Genomic DNA, 18,498 nt, shown 5'->3' on the forward strand with positions numbered 1-18,498 from the left:
CCCACACGACACAGCCCGCAACAGGAATCCCTTCGGCCGCCCGAATGAATTACCCTGACCGGGCGTAATGGGGAGAATCTAAAGAGCGATCCGTGACGAGTCCACCGACCAAAGTCTGGATCGGGGGATGATCCACATCCTGGGAACGATTCCGGTCCGAAAAGACCGATATCCCGTTTACGCCCAGGCGGGGAACAGCCGCCACAACGCCAGCGCCGCGAGCGCGGCGAGGGTGAGCAGCACCGGCCCGGTGATGACATAGGTCGAAACCGGACGCCAACGGCGATAAAGGAATGTCGCCCCGGCCGCCGCGACCACGAATCCGCCGAAGGCCAGCACCAGCCCGGCCCACGCGTCACCGTCGCCGGTGCGGCCGTCCTGCGCGTCCGCCCGGCCGTTCTGCGGGCTCGGCCGGAACGGCCTGCCCTCCAGGACGGCGGTCACCACCGTCGCCTCTGCCGAGGCCAGTGGCCACCACGACGCCGACGTCACCAAGGTCAGCCGGTCGTTTTCGGTCTTGCCGTAATCGGCGCCCTCGTCGAGGGGGCGGGTGGCCTTGTCGGTCACCCGGTAGACGGACTTGCCCTGCGTGGTCGCGACGACGATCTCGTCGCCCTTCTCCAGCGCGCCGAGCGAGCCGAACGGGCCGCCGAACCCGGCGTTCCGGGCGGCGATCACCGCGTTGCCCGGCTGCCCCAGCCCGGCCGTCCCCGGCACATGCCCTGGTCCGGACGCGGTTTCCCCGCTCGAAGCGCCCTCGATGACGACCTGCTGCACCTTGAGGGCGGGGATCTCCATGACGGCCACCGGTTTGCCGAATTCAACCGGTTTCGCGGGCGGCGCGGCGCCGAAGAGGCTCTGACTGGCACCCAGCGCCACGCCGATCTCGCCCCGGATCTCGGTCAGCGCCTTCCGCTGATCACTCGACTGCAGCATCGGGCCCAGCGCGTAGACGACCAGTGCCAGCGCGACCAGGGTGGTGACCAGCCACGCGAACACGACCGCGCCGATCCAGCCAGGACCGAACCGCAGGAATTGCCTCTCCTCCACTTCGGTGTTCACGCCGCGCCGCCCGACTGCCTGCGACGCAGGAGAGCGGCCAACGCCCTCGTCAACCAGGACGGCACCGGACGGCCTGCCGCGAGATACGCCGTCGCGGACGGCAAGGTCGCCAGGATCACCAGCGCCACCAACGGGATCAGGGCTCCGAGCGCGCCGGCACCGGCGAATTTCGGGATGTCGATCGACTCGGCGAGGTTCTTCGCCGCCGCCACGCTTTCCGGCGTCGGGGCGACCGCGGGCGAGGGTCCGGTGGCGGCCGAGGGCGTCCCGGCCGACGCACCCGGACCGCCGGACGGGCCGGTGAGCGAGGTGTTGGACGCCTGCGTGACTCCGTTCGCGCCCGGTGGCGGCGGGTTCTTCGCCTCTTCCTTTTCCTGACAGGCCTTTTCGGCGGTACCGGTCCCGATCTTGGCGACGCGTTCGGTGGCGGTGGCGGCCAGGCCGGGGGTCAGCCGGGCCATGCCGGGCGGAAGCAACGCCTGTCCGAAACCGGCCGCGAGACCGGCGAACGCCTTCAGCTGGTCCTGCTTCTCCTTCATCGGCTTGCAGGTCGCGTCGATCACCGGGTTGACCGGAACGGCCATGTACTCGACGAAGGTGAGCGGGTAGGCGCCGTCCTTGGTGACGGTGCCGGTCTCGGCCGTCCCGTCGGGCCCGACCTTCATCGAATCGGCCGCCAGCTGCAGGCTCTGCTCGGTCGGCGCGACGAAGTTCCCCTTGCCGTCCGGGAGCGCCACCGGCGTCCAGCGGTTGACCGTCGCCGTCGCGAGATCGGTGATCACCCAGTTCAGGCAGCCGCCCGCACAGTCCGCGCCACGGCCGACGACCGCGTTGTCCACGGTCTTGCGCACCGACAGCTGACCGGTTTTCGCGTCGACGTTGTTCACCCGCGACTTGCCGGGGTCGAGCATGCTCAGATCGGAGATCACCCCAGGCGACTTCCCGCTCAGCTCACGGAAATAGTCGGCGCCCAGCGCCGGGAAGACCCACGCCTCCGGCGCCGTCGTGGCGAGGAGCTTGCTCAGCGCGAACGGGATCGTCCCCGGCCCCGATTCCCCGGTCACGCCGAAGAAGTCCGGGCTTCCGCCGTATCCGGCCCGTCGGTTCACCGCGATCACGCCGACGGGCTGGCCGTCCTTGATCGCCGAGAGCGCGGGATTGCGCTCGACCAGCGGCGAACCGTTCTTGAAGACGCCGCCCCGGCCGCCGGCGTCGGGGTTCTGCCCGCCCTTCGTGAACATGTGCGCCAGCTCGGTGGCGGTGAACGACATCGTCGTTGCGAGCTTCGAGCCGAGCGGGTTCCCTTCGTCGTTGACGTCGGTCGGCGACCATCCGACCGCGGCGATCACCGCCGCGTTGACCCCGACAGGGACGTATTCCCTGGACCGCACCGTCTGGGCGGCCAGCGCGTTCCCGCTGCCGGTGATCATGAGATCGGAGGTGCCCTTGTCGAACGCGGTCAGCCCGGTGTCCTCGGTCTCGCTCACGATGTTGGCGGGCTGATCGGCCTGGGTGGGTGCGCACAGCGCCTGGTTCCAGGCGACCGCGGCCCGGCCGAGCCGCTCCGGCATGCTGGCGTTGAGCGTGTTCCGCCCGATCCCCTTGCAGCCCTTGACGCCGATCCCCGGCAGGTATGGGGTGAACTTGATCGACTCGTCGACCCAGGTCACCGTCTTGCCGGTCGCGTCCTGCGCGGTGATCTGGATCGTGGCGGTGCAGGGATTGTTCTCGTCGCAGGTGAACGAATACTGCCTTCTGCTCTTCGCACCGGTCGCCGGATCGACGACGACGGGATTGTCCGCCCACGGCACCTTGGGGAATTTGTCGCCGGGATTCACCGCTTTTTCATAAGTGGTGTAAAGCGGGTCCCAGGCCACCGCGTGCGGGCGCAAGGTACCGCGCGGAATCGTCGTGTCGAAGACGATGTCGCCGGTCGTGCTGCTCCGCACCCTTTCCATCGACTGCATGCCCGCGGCCTTGCCGGTGAATTCGTCGCCGAATTCGTCCTGGCAGTAGGACTGCACCCGGGTGAGCAGGGTGCTGTCCTTGGGCCACGGCGGGACGTACACCTTCTTCATGAGGTTGTCCGGCACGTCTTTCGGGCAGATGACGAGCTTCGCCTTGGCCCCCTTGGGCAATCCCGAAAGCGTGATCCGCACTGGATCGCCGTTCTGGACCGCCGAAAGATCGGCGGGTTCGGTCTTGAGCCGATACGGCGGATTCGCGGGCGCCTGCGCCTGCGCGGCGGGAACGGACACCCCCGCGACCGCGAGTATCCCGCAGAGCAGCACGATCCCGGCTCGTCTCGCGCGGAACAGGAACACGGACGACTCCCCAGATTTCACGGGACCCAACGTCCACGAGTCACCCGGCGGGGGTCAACGGGTCCCCCGCACTGATTCACATACGTCCCGTCGGGCGTTCTCCGCGTGGACACCTTTCCCGGGCGTGGGCACCACATACTGGCCGCACCGAGGGGCGACGTGGTGTGCCCTGAACTCCTTTGACCGCCAACACGAAGGAAGGCCGCTCGTGACCATCGCGCCACCCCGGCCCGATCCGTCCCCACCGGGAGCCCCGGTGCGGCGGGCGATCACCGAAGTCCTGTCGCGGGCCGACCGCGCGTTCCGCCGGGTCACCACCGGCGCCGGGCTGACCATGCTGGCGATCCTCGTGGTCATCGGCTTCTTCCTCGTCTACCGCTCCGGGCCGGCGTTCGACTCCAGCGGTTTCGGCTTCTTCACCACGATCCGGTTCGATCCGGCTTCGGGTGTCCTCGGCGTACTGGGCCTGCTGTACGGGACGATCGTGGTGGCGCTGATCGCGGTCCTGATCGCGGTCCCGCTGAGCATCCTGGCCGCACTGTTCATCACGGAGTACTCCAGCGGGCGGATCCGCGGCTTCCTGACCGGACTGGTCGACCTGCTCGCCGCGATCCCGAGCCTGCTCTACGGCCTGTGGGGGTTCGCCTTCCTCGGACCGCAGATCGTGCCGGTCTCGTCGTGGCTGACCGAAAACCTCGGCTGGATCCCGGCCTTCTCGGCCAAGGAGAACGCGCTGTACATCCAGTCCATGTTCATCGCGGGTCTGGTGGTCTCGCTGATGGTCCTGCCGATCACGACCTCGGTGATCCGGGAGGTGTTCGCGCAGACACCGCCCGGGGAGAAGGAGGCGGCGCTCGCGCTGGGCAGCACGCGCTGGGGCATGGTCAAAACCGTGGTGCTGCCGTTCGGCCGCGGCGGCGTCATCGGCGGTTCGATGCTCGGGCTCGGCCGCGCGCTCGGCGAGACGATCGCCGTTTCCCTGCTGCTGCCACAGGTTCCGGAGATCACGAAACATCTCGTCCAGTTCGGCGGCGCGACGATCTCCGGGTTCATCGCCAACAACTCCGGCGCGTCCGGGCTCGCGCTGTCCGGGCTGATGGCCGCGGGCCTGGTGTTGTTCGTCTTCACCCTGGCGACGAACTTCACCGCGTCGGTGATCATCTCCAAGAGCCGTTCCGGCGCGGGGGTGGACGCGTGACCGCGACCATGACTCCCCCGGTCACCCCGCCGCGCAAGCTCGTCAAACGCCGCCCGTCGGAGACGACCAGGCAGGACCGGCTCGCGGCGCTCGGCTGCGCGGTGTCGGCCACGCTGCTCACCTGGTTCGTCATGCATCTGCTGCTGGATTCCCCCGGCCGGCTGGCCGACCTGATCATCGCGTACCTGCTCTACCTGGCGATGCTGTACCTGGTCACCCGCGACCGGCTGGGCAAGCTCGCCGCGTCCGACCGGCTCGTGTCCACGATCGTCGTCACCGGGGCGCTGGTCCTGCTCGCGCCGCTGCTGTCGCTGTTGATCTACATCGTCGCCGAGGGCGCGCCGTACCTGCGGCTCGGTTTCTTCACCCACGACATGTCCGCGGTCGCGCCGACCGATCCGGTGACCGACACCGGTGGGTTGCACGCCGTCGTCGGCACGCTCGAACAGACCGCGCTCACCCTGGTCCTCGTCGTCCCGCTGGGCGTGCTCACCGCGGTGTTCCTGAACGAGACGCGGTCGCGGTTCCGCCGTCCGGTGCGGATCATGGTCGACGCGATGAGCGGCCTACCGTCCATTGTGGCCGGTCTGTTCGTCTACGCGGCGCTGATCATCCCCGGTATCCAGGCGGGCGTGGGATTGTTCAGCTACAACGGGATGATGGCCACCCTCGCCTTGACGATGGTCATGCTGCCGACCGTCACGCGGACCGTGGACGTCGTGCTCCGGCTCGTCCCGGACGGCCTGCGCGAGGCGTCGCTGGCGCTCGGCGCGAGCCGGGCCCGCACGGTGTGGTCGGTGGTGCTGCCGACCGCCAGGACCGGCGTCACCACCGCCGTGATCCTCGGCATCGCCCGCGTGGCCGGGGAAACCGCACCGCTGCTGTTCACCTCCTTCGGTGCGCTGGGCATGAACGCGAACCCGTTCTCCGATCCGCAGGAGAGCATCCCGCTGTTCATCTACCGCTTCATCAAGCAGCCGCTGGAGAACGTCCAGCAGCGCGGCTACGTCGGCGCGCTCGTGCTGATCCTGCTCATCTTCGGCCTGTTCGCGATCGCCAGGGTGGTGGGCCGCGACCGGTCGAAGCGCAAGGCGAAGAGAACCACCGTCAAGACACAGGAGAACCGGTGACCGACACTGAAGTGTCCTACGTGGACAGTCCGGCGCGCCCGCTGGTCGAACTGACCGGCGGGCCGCCGCCCGGCGCGGCGGAACTCGAGTCCCGCGAGATCGGTGCCTGGTTCGGTGACCGCCTGGTGCTCGAAGGGGTTTCGCTGCGGATGCCCGCCAAGGAGGTGACCGCGCTCATCGGTCCCTCCGGCTGCGGCAAGTCGACCTTCCTGCGCATCCTGAACCGGATGCACGAGCTGGTGCCGTCGGCGTCGCTGACCGGCGAGGTCCTGTTGGACGGTACGGACATCTACGCCGACGGGACACGTCCGCAGCAGGTCCGGCTGCGGATCGGCATGGTGTTCCAGAAACCGAACCCGTTCCCGGCGATGTCCATTCGCGACAACGTGCTGGCCGGGCTGAAGCTCGCCGGTGTCAAATGCGGCGACAAGGACGCGCTCGTCGAGCAGAGCCTGGAGCGGGCCGGACTGTGGCGCGAGGTCCGCGACCGGCTCGGCTCCCCCGGCGGCGCGCTGTCCGGCGGGCAGCAGCAGCGGCTCTGCATCGCGCGGTCGCTGGCCGTGCAGCCGAACGTGCTGCTGATGGACGAGCCCTGCTCGGCGCTCGACCCGACGTCGACCCGCCGGATCGAGCAGACCATCGCCGAGATCGGGCACGAAGTGACGGTCGTCATCGTCACGCACAACATGCAGCAGGCCCAACGGGTTTCGGATCACTGCGCGTTCTTCCTCGCGGCCGAGAACGAACCCGGCCGGGTGATCGAACACGGGCCGACGGACACCATCTTCAACGCGCCGTCGGACGAACGGACCTACGACTACGTGAACGGGCGATTCGGATGATCACGAGGCTGGCCGCGGTGATGGCGTTGCTGTTCTCGGTCTCCGTGGCGACCGCCCCCGGCGCGGCGGCGCTCACCAGGATCACCGGCTCCGGCTCCAGCTACGTCGGCCCGGCGATGAACGACTGGCAGAACGGCGCGACGTCACGCGGTATCCCGGTCAACTACTCGGCCAACAACTCCCCCGCCGGGGTCAACCAGTTCGGCGACCGGACGGTCGACTTCGCCGGGACCGAGGCCGAAGTGTCCTCGCTCATCGCGGCGGGCGGCGGCGGTCTGTCCGCGCAGACCCGCGGCTACCAGTACGTCCCGGACGTCGCAGGTGCCATCGCGCTGATGTACAACGTCAACGACCAGGCCGGGAAACGCGTCGACTACCTGCACCTCAGCCGGGAGGCGATCGGCCGGATCTTCAGCCGGGACATCACCCGCTGGAGCGATCCCGCCATCACCGCGACCAACGGCGGGAAGTCCTTGCCCGATCAGCCCATCACGCTGGTAGGCCGGACCGGGCAATCGGGGACGACGGCGCTGTTCTACGACTTCATCGCGCACGCGGCACCCGATGCCTACAACCGGTTCGTCTCCCGCAACGTCGGCAATGGGATGGGGAACCTGCCCGCGGGCGTCCGCCCCATCCAGCTTCCCGGGCAGGGCCCGGACGCCGAGTGGTACCGGCTGCTCGCGGATTCGGACCAGATCGCGACGGCCATGGACAACGCGACCATCCCGTTCTCCATCAGCTACGACGAATTCGCCTACGCCCAGCGGTACCAGGTTCCGTCGGCGTGGGTGCAGAACGGCGCGGGCCAGTACACGCAGCCCTACGCGGAGAACATCGCGGCCGCGTTGAAGCACGCGGAACTGCGGCCGGACCTGAGCCAGAAACTGGACAAGGTCTACTCGAACACCGATCCGAAGTCGTATCCGATCTCGGCGTACTCGTACGTGATGATGCCGTGCACCAACGGCCGTGACACCTGCCGCGGCGGCTACGGCGACCAGGGCAAGACCGACACGATCACCGCTTTCCTCGAACACGTCGCCTGCGACGGCCAGATCAACATGGCCCGGATCGGCTACTCGCCGCTGCCGCCGAACCTGTCGCAGGAGATCATGAACTCCAACGCGCGGCTCACCGGGCAACCGGCGAAACAGCTGAACGCGGGCAACTGCGGCAACCCGACCTTCCACGGCAGCCTCGGCGCCGGCGCGGCCAGCCCGCCCGATCCGCTGGTGACCGCCGGGATCATCGCCCCGGACGGTAAACCCAAGGCCGCCACCTCGGGCCCCAAGGCCTCCGCCGGTCCCGGCGCGGGTCCGGCCGTCGGCGACAGGACCGCGACCGCGACGGCGAACCCCGACGAAGAGTCGGCGGGCGGCGGCTCGAAGAACTGGAGGGAAGCCGCCCCGGCCTCCTACGACGAGGGCGGGCTCGGCGGTTTCGGCGGCTGGGCGGCGCTGGTGCTCTTCGTGGCGATCGTGACGCCTTTGGTGGTGCGCGGGGTGGTGAGGAAACTGCGGAGATCTTGGGGCTCGTGAGTGGCAAGGACGGTTCTAACCGTCCTCGCCACTCACGAGGTCACTACGGGAAGGTCAGCACGATCTTCCCGCGTCCGTGCCCGGTCTCGATCTCCCGATGCGCCGCCGCGGCCTCGGTGAACGGATACGTCCGCCGCACGAGGAAGCGCAGTTCCCCCTTGGCGTACAACGACGCCAGCATCCCCAGCCGTTCGGCCGTCCTCGTCCCGGTGACCACCCGCGCCCCGGCCTCGGGCGCGCGGCCATGCTCGACCAGGGTGAGCACACGGTCCGGATTCCCGACCAGTTCCAGGGAAAGATCGAAGGCTTCCCCGCCCGCCCCGTCCAGCGCCGCGTCGATCCCGGACGGAGCGAGGGCACGCACCCGGTCGGCGAGTCCGTCCCCGTAGACCACCGGTTCGGCGCCGAGCGAACGGACGTAGGCCTGGTTCGCCTCGCTCGCCGTCCCGATCACCTTCGCCCCGCGCAGCACGGCGAGCTGGACGGCGGCCGTGCCCACCGCGCCCGCCGCCCCGTGGATCAGCAGCGTCTCGCCACGGGCGACGCGCAGGGCGTCCAGCGCCAGGTACGCCGTCTGCGTCCCCGCCGTGAACCCGCCCGCGACCTCCCACGGCATCTCCGCCGGCTTCGGCGTGACGTTCTCCGCGGGCACCACGATGTACTCGGCATACGCCTGCACCGCGGTGAACCCGAGCACCTCGGCCCCCGCGACGAGGCCGGTAACCCCGGAACCGACCTCGTCGACGACCCCGGCGAACTCGTTCCCCGGGACACGCGGCCAACGCAGCTCGAACCCCGCGGGTTCCCAACCCGCCCGCACGGCCGCGTCGTACGGCTGCACCCCCGCCGCCTTCACGCGCACCCGGACCTCCCCGGCTCCGGCGTGCGGCTCCTCCAGCTCCAGCACCCGGAGCACCTCCGGGCCACCGGCTTCCGTGAACGCGGCCGCTTTCATCTCGTTCCTCCAGTTCGTCTGCTGTCGGAACCCAGCCTGATACCTCCAGATAGCTGGAGGTCAAGAACTGTCGGTGTGGCGTTCTAAGCTGCGCACGTGACGAGCTACCGCATCTCCAGGGCAAGCGCTTCCGACGCAGGCAGGCTGACGGCGCTGATGCACGAATCGGCCGCCTACCAAGGGGAATACGCCTCGATCCTCGACGGCTACCAGGTCACCGAGGACTACCTCGCCACCCATCCCGCGTACGTCGCCCACGCGCAGCGGGACGTGGTCGGTTTCTACAGCCTGATCGAGTACCCGGCCGAGCTCGACCTGCTGTTCGTCGCCGATTCGGCACAGGGCACGGGTATCGGCGCGTGGCTGGTCGAGCACATGCTCGGGCAGGCCGCGAGCCTCGGCATGACCGAGATCCGCGTCGTCTCCCATCCGCCCGCCGCCGGGTTCTACGAGCGGATGGGCGCCCGCCGCGTCGGTGTCCGGCCCGCCAACCCGCCGAAGATCGCCTGGGAGCGCCCGGAGCTGGTCTTCGACGTCAAGCACCCACCGCGCGACTGAACCTCCCGATCAGTTTGCGCAGGTGGCCGGCGAATTCCGGCGAGTCGACGACCTCGAAGTCGGTGTCGAGCAGGCCCAGGTAGAGCGCCAGATACTCCAGCGTGTCCGCACCGGCTTTGAGCAGGCAGGTCCGCTCGTCGACGGCTTCGACGACGACGGCGGGCGGCACCTTCGCCGCGGCTTCGGCGGCCGGGGCGTGCAGCCGGATCGTCGCGTGGTGCCGCCACAACGCCGCGCCGACACCGCGCTGGAGGTAGGCGACCACGCCGCCTTCGGGTGGTTCGCGTTCCTCGAAACGGCGGCCGTTCGGTGTACGCGGCCGCACCCGGTCCGCGCGGAACGTGCGCCATTCCTGTTTGTCGACGTCCCAGCCGACGAGGTACCACCGGCGGCTCATATGCACGACGCGGTGCGGCTCGACCTGCCTTCGGGTCTCGGATCCGTTGTGTCCCAAGTAATCGAAGCGCAGGGTCTCGCGGTCGCGGCAGGCCGCGGCGATGGCGGCGAGCACCTCGGCGTCGACCGTGGGCCCGCCGCCCCGCACCGCGAGGGTCGCGGAATTCAACGCCGCGACACGATGCCGTAGCCGCGACGGCAGCACCTGCTCCAGTTTCGCCAGCGCGCGCACCGACGTCTCCTCGATGCCCGCGATCGTCCCGCCGGCGGCCGTGCGCAGGCCCATCGCCACCGCGACGGCCTCCTCGTCGTCGAGCAGCAGGGGTGGCATGGCCGCGCCGGCGCCGAGGCTGTACCCGCCGGAGACGCCGGGCGTCGCGTCGACCGGATAGCCCAGCCCGCGAAGGCGCTCGACGTCGTTCCGGATCGTCCTGGTCGTGACGTCGAGCCGCTCGGCCAGTTCCGGGCCCGTCCACGTGCGCCTGGCCTGCAGCAACGACAGGAGCCGCAGCAGTCTCGCCGAAGTTTCCGCCATGAATCCCACCTTGTCCGCAATCGCGGAACGAACCTTTCCGCAATCGTTCCTAATCTAGCCCCATGACTGAGATCAAGCCCTTCCGCATCGCCATCGACCAGGCCGAACTCGACGACCTCAGGGACCGCCTGAGCCGCACCCGCTGGCCCCGTGAGGTCACCGGCGACTGGAGCCGAGGCGTCCCGGTCGCCTATCTCAAGGGGCTGGCGGAATACTGGGCCGACGGCTTCGACTGGCGCGCCCAGGAAGCGGAACTGAACGAGTTCCCGCAGTTCACCACCGAGGTCGACGGCCAGACCATCCACTTCCTGCACATCCGGTCGACCGCCCCGGACGCGCTGCCGGTGGTCCTCACGCACGGCTGGCCGAGCTCGCCGTTCGAATTCCGGCGGGTCGTCGAGGAGCTCAGCGGCGAGTTCCACCTGGTCATCCCGTCGCTCCCCGGTTACGGGTTCTCGAGCCCGGTGAACGGCCCCGGCTGGGGCAACCTGTTCCGCGTCGCCCAGGCGTGGATCACGCTGATGGACCGCCTCGGCTACGAGCGCTTCGGCGTCCACGGCACCGACGCGGGTGCCGGGGTCGCGGGCATCCTGTCGATGATCGCCGCGCACCGGGTGGTCGGCGTGCACCTCACCGGGACCAGCGCGGGCATGCCGTTCGGTCCGGCGCTCGACCTCGACGGCCTCGACGAGAAGGACCGCGAGCGCGGCGAACGCTTCAACCGGTTCCAGTCCGACGGTCTCGGCTACCTGCATCTTCAGGCGACCCGGCCACAGACGCTGGCCTATTCGCTGAACGACTCCCCCATCGGCCAGCTCGCGTGGATCGTCGAGAAGTTCGCCGAATGGACCGATCCGGCGAAGGAACTGCCGGACGACGCCGTCGATCGCGACCACCTGCTGACCGCGGTGAGCCTGTACTGGTTCACCGGCGCCGGCGCTTCCTCCGCGCACGCGGTTTACGAAGGCATGGAGGTCTACCGGCAGATGGCCCAAGGCGGGTGGGACGACGGCGGCGAGGCGCCCGCCGGTCCGCCGCGCGGGATCGCCGTCTTCGCCGGGGACACCACGATCCGGAGCCTTCAGGACGGTCCGGTGGAACACTGGTCCGAGTACGACACAGGCGGCCACTTCCCGGCGATGGAGGTCCCCGGCCTGTTCGCCGAAGACCTCCGTTCCTTCCTGCGAAAGTGCGTCTGACGAATGGATCAGCTCAGCCCTCGGGCCCTCAACCGCGCGACCCTGGCCAGGCAGCTCCTGCTGGATCGGGCCGATCTCCCCGCCATCACCGCGATCGAGCGGCTGGCAGGCCTCCAGGCGCAGGCCCCCGACTCGTCCTATGTCGGACTGTGGTCACGGCTCCGGGATTTCCAGGTGGACGAGCTGGCGAAACCGCTGGCCGCCCGCGAAGCCGTCCGGATGACCTTGATGCGCGGCACCGTGCACCTGGTGACGGCCGCCGACGGTCTCGCACTGTGGCCCACCCTCAAACCGGTGGTCGAGCGCGGTTTCCTCGGCCACTACTCGCGGGAGGTCGCCGGGCTCGACCTCGCCGCGGTCGCCGAAGCGGGGCGGGCCCTGATCGCCGAACGGCCACGCACCCGCGCCGAGATCCGGGCCGCGCTGGCGCCCCGATGGCCCGACGCGGACCAGCCGACGCTCGGCTACGCGGTCAACAGCCTGCTCCCCCTCGCGCATGTGACCCCGCGTGGCCTGTGGGGACAGACCGGACCGGCCGCGTTCGCCCTGCTCGAAGACTGGGTCGGCGAACCGATCACGAACGGGATCTCCCTCGACGACCTGGTGCTGCGCTATCTCGGGGCGTTCGGCCCGGCGACCGTCCGCGACGCACAGGTCTGGTCGGGGCTCACTCGGCTGAAGGAGGTCTTCGAGCGGCTGCGGCCGCGGCTCATCACCTTCACCGACGTCGAGGGAAAGGAACTGTTCGACCTTCCCGGCGCCCCACGCCCCGACCCGGAAACCCCGGCGCCGCCCCGGTTCCTGCCCGAGTACGACAACGTCCTGCTCTCCCACGCCGACCGCGTCCGGGTGATCCCCGACGGCCGCCGCGTGCCGCTGCCACCCGGTAACGGCGGCCGCCGGGGCACGCTCCTCGTCGACGGTGAATTCCTGGCCATTTGGGCGATCAAAGGGGCGACCCTCACGATCGAATCGCGGGAACCCTTGCGAGATCAGGATTCGATCGCCGAAGAGGGCGCGCGGCTGCTGGAATTCGCAGTGCCGGATTCCGAGCACGACATCCGTTTCGGCATCGGCGGGTAACGGTCCGGCCTTTTGCCGTAACGATGGGCACCGTTCGGGCGAAGCATGGACGCAAAGAGCCTGAAGGGAGCGGGCCATGAGCAGGAACTACGGTTTCATGACGGTGCTGGCGGGCCTCAGCGCGCTCGCGGTGATCGCGGTCGCGGCGGTGTGGCGGTATCCGAACACTTCGGACGTGACGGCGGTGATCACCGCGGCGGGAACGGTGATCGGCACCGTGGTGGGTGCCTTCTTCGGCGTGAACGCGGCCTCGGCGGGACGTGTGAAGGCCGAAGAGAGCCGGGATCAGGCCACAGCGGCACTGGTCAAGGTGGCGACTCAGGCGGATGAAGGCAGCGACGTCGCCAAGGCGGCGATGGAAGGCGTGCGCTGACCGTCCTCTACGGACAGTCAGTCGAGCGCTTCGAGCAGGGCGAGGTCCGGCGGGACGAGCGTCGTGGACAGCACCAGTTCTCGCAACAGGTTGTCGTTCAACGCGTTGCCGACCGGCTCGCCGACCTCTTCGCGCCGCAGCCCGAAAACGCCGCCGGCGGACAACCGCCCCCGGACGTCGATGACGATGTGCTCGACCCGGCGGGCGGTCCACGTCTCGTCCGGCCTGAGTTCGGAGAGCGCCTCGGCCGTCTGCTGGCGGGACAACGGCTGCGGATTGAGGTCGTGCAGCAGGTAGCGCTGCCCGAAGACGACCAGGACCAGGCGTTCTTCCGCACTGAGGCGCCAACGGCGGGGCGGCACGGTGACGTCGTCGTGGCGGGTGACGGGATGCCCGCCCTCGGGACCCGCGACGTACAACTCGAGCAGGTGCTCCCGCCTGCCCGAACCGCGGACGAACAGCGGCGTGTACCCGTCCGACAGGGGAATCGGCTCCTCGCCGCGGGAAAGCCAGCGGGAATTCGGCAGGCGGATGGGCAACTGGCCGGTGTTGCTGACCCACCATTGCCCGTCGGTGAAGTTCAGCAGCCCGTGCTTGCGGCTGACCTGCAGGTCGTTCTCGCCCACACAGACGTCGACCTGCGGCCGATTACGCCCGAAAGAGATCTCGCCGCCCTCGCCGGGATCGACGGACACTCCGCCCGCGAGCGTGAGCGCGAAGACCGCGCCGGGCGCCGACCGGGGCACGCCGAGCGCCAGGCTCTCGTGCGTCGTCGTGAGCCGCTTCATCGTCCCTCCTCCTGCTCCCCGGCATTATGCGAGATCCCGCCGGGGACGGGTCCCGGTGTCGCGCTCGTCCGTATCGTGGGTACATGATTGACTTCTCCAAGGACACCGTCTTCAAGCTCACGCCGTGCAAGCCGAAGGACATCGCGCCGACGGTGCAGCCGATCATCATCCCCGGCGAGCAGATCATCTCGTCGTTCAAGGCGGTGCGCGACTTCGTGGTGTTCACGAACAAGCGGCTGATCGCGGTGAACGTCCAGGGCATGACGGGCCGGAAGAAGGACTTCACCTCGCTGCCCTACAACAGGATCCAGGCCTTCTCGATCGAAACCGCGGGCACCTTCGACCTCGACGCGGAACTGGACCTATGGTTCAGCGGGCTGGGGAACGTGCGCCTCGAATTCCGGGGCTCGGACATCCGGGCCATTGGGCAACTGATCGCCACACACACGCTCTAGCCCGCCTGCGGACACTGGGCCGCGGCGGGCGCGTTGCGAAAGCCACTTTCGCAACGTTGAAGGTTGCGAAAGTGGCTTTCGCAACGCCTGGTCACCATCAACCCGTGCGCCCCGAGGGCAGCTTGTGCGCGGGTGGCCGTCTCGCGTGATTGGACGGACGACACACGTGTCGGGAGGGACGACATGCGTGATCGGGCGGCCGCCTCGCCCCCGTCGCCCGAGTCGTCCATCCAGTCACACGTGTCGTCCGCCGGATCACGCGTGTCGTCCGGTCAATCACGCGAAACCGCCGACGCGGTACAGATGGTCGTGAGTGTTTCGGGTCGTTAGAACGACCCGAAACACTCACGAGGACCTACATGTTGATCATGTGCCCCGCGAGTCCGTGCACGGCTTCCTTGACCGCTTCCCCCAGGGTCGGGTGAGCGTGCACGTTCCGCGAGATCTCGTGCACCGTGAGGTCCCACTGCTGCGCCAAAGTCAGTTCCGGCAGCAGTTCGGTCACCTCGGGGCCGATCAGGTGCGCGCCCAAAAGCTCGCCGTGCGTCGCGTCGCTCAGGATCTTCACGAAGCCGACGGCCTCGCCGAGGCCGTGCGCCTTTCCGTTGGCGGTGAAGGGGAACTTCGCCACCTGGACGTCGAAGCCCTTTTCGCGGGCCTGTTCTTCGGTCCAGCCGAAGCTGGCGATCTGGGGCTGGCAGTAGGTCGCGCGCGGGATCATGACGAAGTCGAGTTCCATGGTCTCGGCGCCCGCGATGGTTTCGGCGGCGACGACGCCCATGGATTCGGACGCGTGCGCGAGCATCAGTTTCGCGGTGACGTCGCCGATCGCGAAGATGTGCGGGACGTTGGTGCGGCCGCGCGAGTCGATGGCGATGGCGCCGCGGTCGGTCAGTTCCACGCCGGTCTTGTCCAGGCCGTAACCCTCGACGCGCGGCTGGAAACCGATGGCCTGCAACACCTTGTCCGCTTCCAGGACACGCTGCTCGCCGTTCTTCGAGACGGTCACGCGCACGTTGGAGCCGGTGTCGTCGATGGACTCGACCTTGGTCGACGTCAGCACCTCGATGCCGAGTTTCCGGTAGCGGCGCGCGAGTTCCGCGGAGACCTCGGCGTCCTCCAGCGGGACCATCCGGTCGAGGTATTCGACGATGGTCACCTTCACGCCGTAGTTGTGCAGCACGTAGGCGAATTCGACGCCGATCGCGCCCGCGCCGGCGATGACGATGCTCTCCGGCAGTTCGTTTTCCATGATCTGCTGTTCGTAGGTGACCACGCGGTCGCTGCGCGTGGTGCCCGGCAGCAGGCGCGCGGTCGCGCCGGTGGCGATCACGCAGTTGTCGAAGGTGATCCGCTCGCCGTTGACCTCGATGGTGTTGGCGTCGAGGAAGGTGCCGTGCCCGTCGTATTCGGTGATCTTGTTCTTCTTCATCAGGAAGTGCACGCCTTTGACGCGACCGTCCGCGACCTTGCGGCTGCGGTCGAAGGCGGCCTGGTAGTCGAAGCTGACCTTCCCCTCGACCTGGATCCCGAAGGACTTCGCCTCTTTGGTCACGATGTGCGCGAGTTCGGCGTTGCGCAGCAGTGCCTTCGACGGGATGCAGCCGACGTTGAGGCAGACACCGCCCCAGTACTTCTCCTCCACGACCGCCGCGCTCAGCCCCAGTTGCGACGCCCGGATCGCCGCCACGTAACCGCCGACTCCGGCCCCCAGGACAACGACGTCATAGTGTGCACTCATACCCCGAAACCTACCCCTCACCGGGGCGGTCCGAAGGGTGAGACTGCCTACTCGGGACGCGAGCCGCGGATCTCGATCAGCAGCTCGGTCACCGCGGTCATGATCCGCTTGGTCGCCTCCTCCAGCACCTCACGGGAGGGCGAGGGCGTCATGAGGTCCGAGAGGTCCACCGGCGGACCGGCGACCAGGTTCACCGTCTTGCGCGGGAAGGCGCGCGGGAGCACGGCGTCCGACGGCAGCAGGTGGTGCGTGCCCCAGTTCGCCAGCGGGATCACCGGGACACCGGTCTCCAGCGCGATCCGCGCGATCCCGGTCTTCCCTCGCATGGGCCACCCGTCCGGGTGATCCGTGAAGGTGGCTTCCGGGAAGATCACGACGCATTCACCCTCACGGACGGCGCTGACGGCGTCGCGGTACGCGTCCGACGCGGTGGCCGCCCCGCGGTAGACCGGGATGTGCTTGCCGGAACGCATCACCGAGCCGATGACGGGCGCGTCCCACAGGCTCGCCTTCGCCAGGTAGCGCGGCACGCGTCCGTGCGCGAGGCAGTACGCCGTCACCGTCGTCGGATCGGCGAACGAGAGGTGGTTCGACGCCACCAGGAAGCCGCCCGACGACGGCAGGTGCTCCCCGCCGCGCACCCGGAACCGGGTGAACAGCACCAGGAACGGCCACACCACGTTGATCGCGAAGGCGAACCAGGCGCCCCGGCCGGCGCGGGCGAAGCGCCGGCCGAAGGCGATCATCTGGCGGAACGTCAGCAAGTCACCCGAAGCGGGGCTCAGCGCGGTCCAGCGTTCACGGGGTCTCAGCACCATGGACGTAATTCGTAGCCGAACCCGCTCCGGTTCGGCTACGACCACGCGCGAACGCGGCGCGGATCACACGCGCTCGAGCACCACCACGGGGATCTCGCGGTCGGTCTTCTTCGCGTAGTCGTTGTAATCCGGCCACACGGCGGCGAGCTTCTCCCACAGTTTTGCGCGCTCCTCGCCTTCGAGGGTCCGGGCGCGCGCGGTGAACTTGTCCGCCTTGACCTGGGCCTTCACCTCGGGGTTCGCCTGCAGGTTCTTGTACCAGCCCGGGTCCTCCGGCGCGCCGCCCTTGGACGCCACGATCACCGGGTTGTCGTCATCGTCGAACTGGTAGATCAGCGCGAACTTGCGGTCCTCGCCGGTCTTGCGGCCCTTGGTGGTGAGGATGAGGCAAGGCGCGCCCTGCTCCCAGTCGTGGCCCACCTCGCCGTCGGTCTCTTCGTAGCGACGGACGTGCTCGTCACCGAAAAGCATGTCTGTGTTCCTCTCGTCCTGGCGTATACCGGCGCCTCGCCAGTCTGACGCGAACCTGTCGGTCGCGCTGATCAACTCGTGCAGGGTGCCGGGTTCGTCGAACGCGTGACCCGAGTCGCCGACCATCACCAGTTCGGCGGAAGGCAGCACCTGGCTGAGTTCCCACGCGGTGATGGCCGGGGTGACCACGTCATAGCGTCCCTGTACCAGAACGCACGGGATGTCCCGGAGCTTCCCGGCGTCGCGGAGCAGCTGATCTTCGGCCAGCCAGCCGCCGTGCCGGAAGTAGTGGTTCTCGATCCTCGCGATCGCGAGGGCGAACGCGGGATCGCTGAACGCGTCGATCACCTCGTCGTGGGGACGCAGTTTGACCGTTTCCCCCTCCCACCGGCTCCACGCGATCGCGGCGGGGCCGTGCACGGCGGGATCCGGATGGCTCAGCAGTTCGTGATAGACCTCGATGAGGTTCTCCTGGCGGCGCGAATACGGCACCGGGGCCAGGAAGCGCGACCACGCCTCGGGGAAGAGGAACGCCGCTCCCCCGCCGTAGAGCCATTGCAGTTCCTTCACCCGCAAGGTGGCCACCCCGCGGAGGACGAGTTCCGTGACGCGCCCCGGGTGGGTTTCCGCGTAGGTCAGCCCGAGCACACTCCCCCACGAACCGCCGAAGACCATCCAGTGTTCGATGTCCAGATGCTCGCGCAAGCGCTCGATGTCGGCGACCAGGTGCCACGTCGTGTTGACGGAAAGCTCCGCCTCCGGGGTGGCACAGTTCGGCGTGCTGCGCCCGCAGCCGCGCTGATCGAAAAGGACGATGCGGTACCTGTCCGGATCGAACAGTCTGCGATGTCTCGGACTCGAACCGCCCCCGGGGCCGCCGTGCAGGAAAATCACCGGCTTGCCCTCGGGATCGCCGCATTCCTCCCAATAGATCTCGTTGCCGTCACCGACGGGCAACATCCCTTGGACGTAAGGTTCGATTTCCGGATAAAGGCCGAGCATGTCCGCCACTATGCCCCAAACGCCAGC

At 68.7% G+C, this 18,498-nt stretch carries 17 protein-coding genes and 1 pseudogene; 9 read left to right on the forward strand and 9 right to left on the reverse strand.

What is annotated here, in order from left to right; translation table 11 throughout:
* Positions 1–177: 177 nt before the first annotated feature.
* Both ACSMFO_RS28340 and ACSMFO_RS28345 read right to left on the reverse strand, forming a co-directional pair.
* Positions 178–1,062, reverse strand: coding sequence for a sortase (locus tag ACSMFO_RS28340; protein WP_436461140.1), 885 nt, complete (start codon positions 1,060–1,062; stop codon positions 178–180).
* Positions 1,059–3,407, reverse strand: coding sequence for a hypothetical protein (locus ACSMFO_RS28345; RefSeq protein ID WP_436461141.1), 2,349 nt, complete (start codon positions 3,405–3,407; stop codon positions 1,059–1,061). The genes ACSMFO_RS28340 and ACSMFO_RS28345 overlap by 4 nt, the downstream gene beginning before the upstream one ends.
* A 187-nt stretch (positions 3,408–3,594) precedes the next feature.
* On the opposite strand from ACSMFO_RS28345, the gene pstC reads away from it, so the two are divergent.
* The 4 genes from pstC to ACSMFO_RS28365 are packed head-to-tail and all read left to right on the forward strand — an operon-like array spanning position 3,595 to position 8,097.
* The gene (gene pstC, locus ACSMFO_RS28350) at positions 3,595–4,584 is read left to right on the forward strand and encodes a phosphate ABC transporter permease subunit PstC (protein ID WP_436461142.1); all 990 of its coding nucleotides are present in this window, start codon (positions 3,595–3,597) and stop codon (positions 4,582–4,584) included.
* Entirely contained in the window at positions 4,581–5,714 is a 1,134-nt protein-coding gene (gene pstA, locus ACSMFO_RS28355) for a phosphate ABC transporter permease PstA (protein ID WP_436461143.1), read from the forward strand. The genes pstC and pstA overlap by 4 nt, the downstream gene beginning before the upstream one ends.
* A 41-nt stretch (positions 5,715–5,755) precedes the next feature.
* Entirely contained in the window at positions 5,756–6,556 is an 801-nt protein-coding gene (locus ACSMFO_RS28360) for a phosphate ABC transporter ATP-binding protein (protein ID WP_378417405.1), read from the forward strand.
* The gene (locus ACSMFO_RS28365) at positions 6,553–8,097 is read left to right on the forward strand and encodes a substrate-binding domain-containing protein (RefSeq protein ID WP_436461144.1); all 1,545 of its coding nucleotides are present in this window, start codon (positions 6,553–6,555) and stop codon (positions 8,095–8,097) included. The genes ACSMFO_RS28360 and ACSMFO_RS28365 overlap by 4 nt, the downstream gene beginning before the upstream one ends.
* Before the next feature lie 43 nt (positions 8,098–8,140).
* Here ACSMFO_RS28365 and ACSMFO_RS28370 read toward each other — a convergent pair whose 3' ends face one another.
* Positions 8,141–9,052, reverse strand: a complete 912-nt coding sequence (locus ACSMFO_RS28370) for an NADP-dependent oxidoreductase (protein WP_436461145.1) — start codon at positions 9,050–9,052, stop codon at positions 8,141–8,143.
* Between the two features lie 96 nt (positions 9,053–9,148).
* Here ACSMFO_RS28370 and ACSMFO_RS28375 point away from each other — a divergent pair, with 96 nt between their 5' ends.
* Complete coding sequence (locus ACSMFO_RS28375; RefSeq protein WP_360088975.1) at positions 9,149–9,610, forward strand: GNAT family N-acetyltransferase; 462 nt, start codon at positions 9,149–9,151, stop codon at positions 9,608–9,610.
* On the opposite strand, the gene ACSMFO_RS28380 is transcribed toward ACSMFO_RS28375, so the two are convergent.
* Positions 9,588–10,541: a helix-turn-helix transcriptional regulator gene (locus ACSMFO_RS28380; protein ID WP_436461146.1), complete on the reverse strand. Its 954-nt coding sequence runs from the start codon at positions 10,539–10,541 to the stop codon at positions 9,588–9,590. The genes ACSMFO_RS28375 and ACSMFO_RS28380 overlap by 23 nt on opposite strands.
* Before the next feature lie 62 nt (positions 10,542–10,603).
* Between ACSMFO_RS28380 and ACSMFO_RS28385 the strand changes: the two genes are divergently transcribed.
* The 3 genes from ACSMFO_RS28385 to ACSMFO_RS28395 all read left to right on the forward strand — a co-directional run bounded on the left by ACSMFO_RS28385 (position 10,604) and on the right by ACSMFO_RS28395 (position 13,196).
* Positions 10,604–11,740 (forward strand): epoxide hydrolase family protein, encoded by a 1,137-nt coding sequence (locus ACSMFO_RS28385; RefSeq protein WP_436461147.1) that lies wholly within the window; start codon positions 10,604–10,606, stop codon positions 11,738–11,740.
* 3 nt (positions 11,741–11,743) lie between these two features.
* On the forward strand, positions 11,744–12,823 hold the full coding sequence (locus ACSMFO_RS28390) for a winged helix DNA-binding domain-containing protein (protein WP_436461148.1): 1,080 nt from the start codon (positions 11,744–11,746) through the stop codon (positions 12,821–12,823).
* A 76-nt stretch (positions 12,824–12,899) separates the two neighbouring features.
* Positions 12,900–13,196, forward strand: a complete 297-nt coding sequence (locus ACSMFO_RS28395) for a hypothetical protein (protein WP_038517587.1) — start codon at positions 12,900–12,902, stop codon at positions 13,194–13,196.
* 17 nt (positions 13,197–13,213) lie between these two features.
* On the opposite strand, the gene ACSMFO_RS28400 is transcribed toward ACSMFO_RS28395, so the two are convergent.
* The gene (locus ACSMFO_RS28400; protein WP_436461149.1) at positions 13,214–13,984 is read right to left on the reverse strand and encodes an FHA domain-containing protein; all 771 of its coding nucleotides are present in this window, start codon (positions 13,982–13,984) and stop codon (positions 13,214–13,216) included.
* An 83-nt stretch (positions 13,985–14,067) separates the two neighbouring features.
* Here ACSMFO_RS28400 and ACSMFO_RS28405 point away from each other — a divergent pair, with 83 nt between their 5' ends.
* On the forward strand, positions 14,068–14,439 hold the full coding sequence (locus tag ACSMFO_RS28405; protein WP_038517592.1) for a PH domain-containing protein: 372 nt from the start codon (positions 14,068–14,070) through the stop codon (positions 14,437–14,439).
* A 355-nt stretch (positions 14,440–14,794) separates the two neighbouring features.
* Here ACSMFO_RS28405 and lpdA read toward each other — a convergent pair whose 3' ends face one another.
* The 4 genes and pseudogenes from lpdA to pip form a co-directional block, all read right to left on the reverse strand.
* Positions 14,795–16,180, reverse strand: a complete 1,386-nt coding sequence (lpdA, locus tag ACSMFO_RS28410; RefSeq protein ID WP_037346846.1) for a dihydrolipoyl dehydrogenase — start codon at positions 16,178–16,180, stop codon at positions 14,795–14,797.
* Between the two features lie 47 nt (positions 16,181–16,227).
* Positions 16,228–16,998, reverse strand: coding sequence for a lysophospholipid acyltransferase family protein (locus tag ACSMFO_RS28415; RefSeq protein ID WP_037346845.1), 771 nt, complete (start codon positions 16,996–16,998; stop codon positions 16,228–16,230).
* A gap of 63 nt (positions 16,999–17,061) precedes the next feature.
* Positions 17,062–17,469: a nitroreductase family deazaflavin-dependent oxidoreductase gene (locus tag ACSMFO_RS28420; protein WP_435826488.1), complete on the reverse strand. Its 408-nt coding sequence runs from the start codon at positions 17,467–17,469 to the stop codon at positions 17,062–17,064.
* A 63-nt stretch (positions 17,470–17,532) separates the two neighbouring features.
* Positions 17,533–18,471, reverse strand: a pseudogene (gene pip, locus ACSMFO_RS28425) (prolyl aminopeptidase); the annotation flags it as partial.
* Positions 18,472–18,498: the final 27 nt, after the last annotated feature.

This window comes from Amycolatopsis sp. w19 (assembly GCF_051373225.1).
GTDB classification, from domain to species: Bacteria; Actinomycetota; Actinomycetes; order Mycobacteriales; family Pseudonocardiaceae; genus Amycolatopsis; species Amycolatopsis japonica.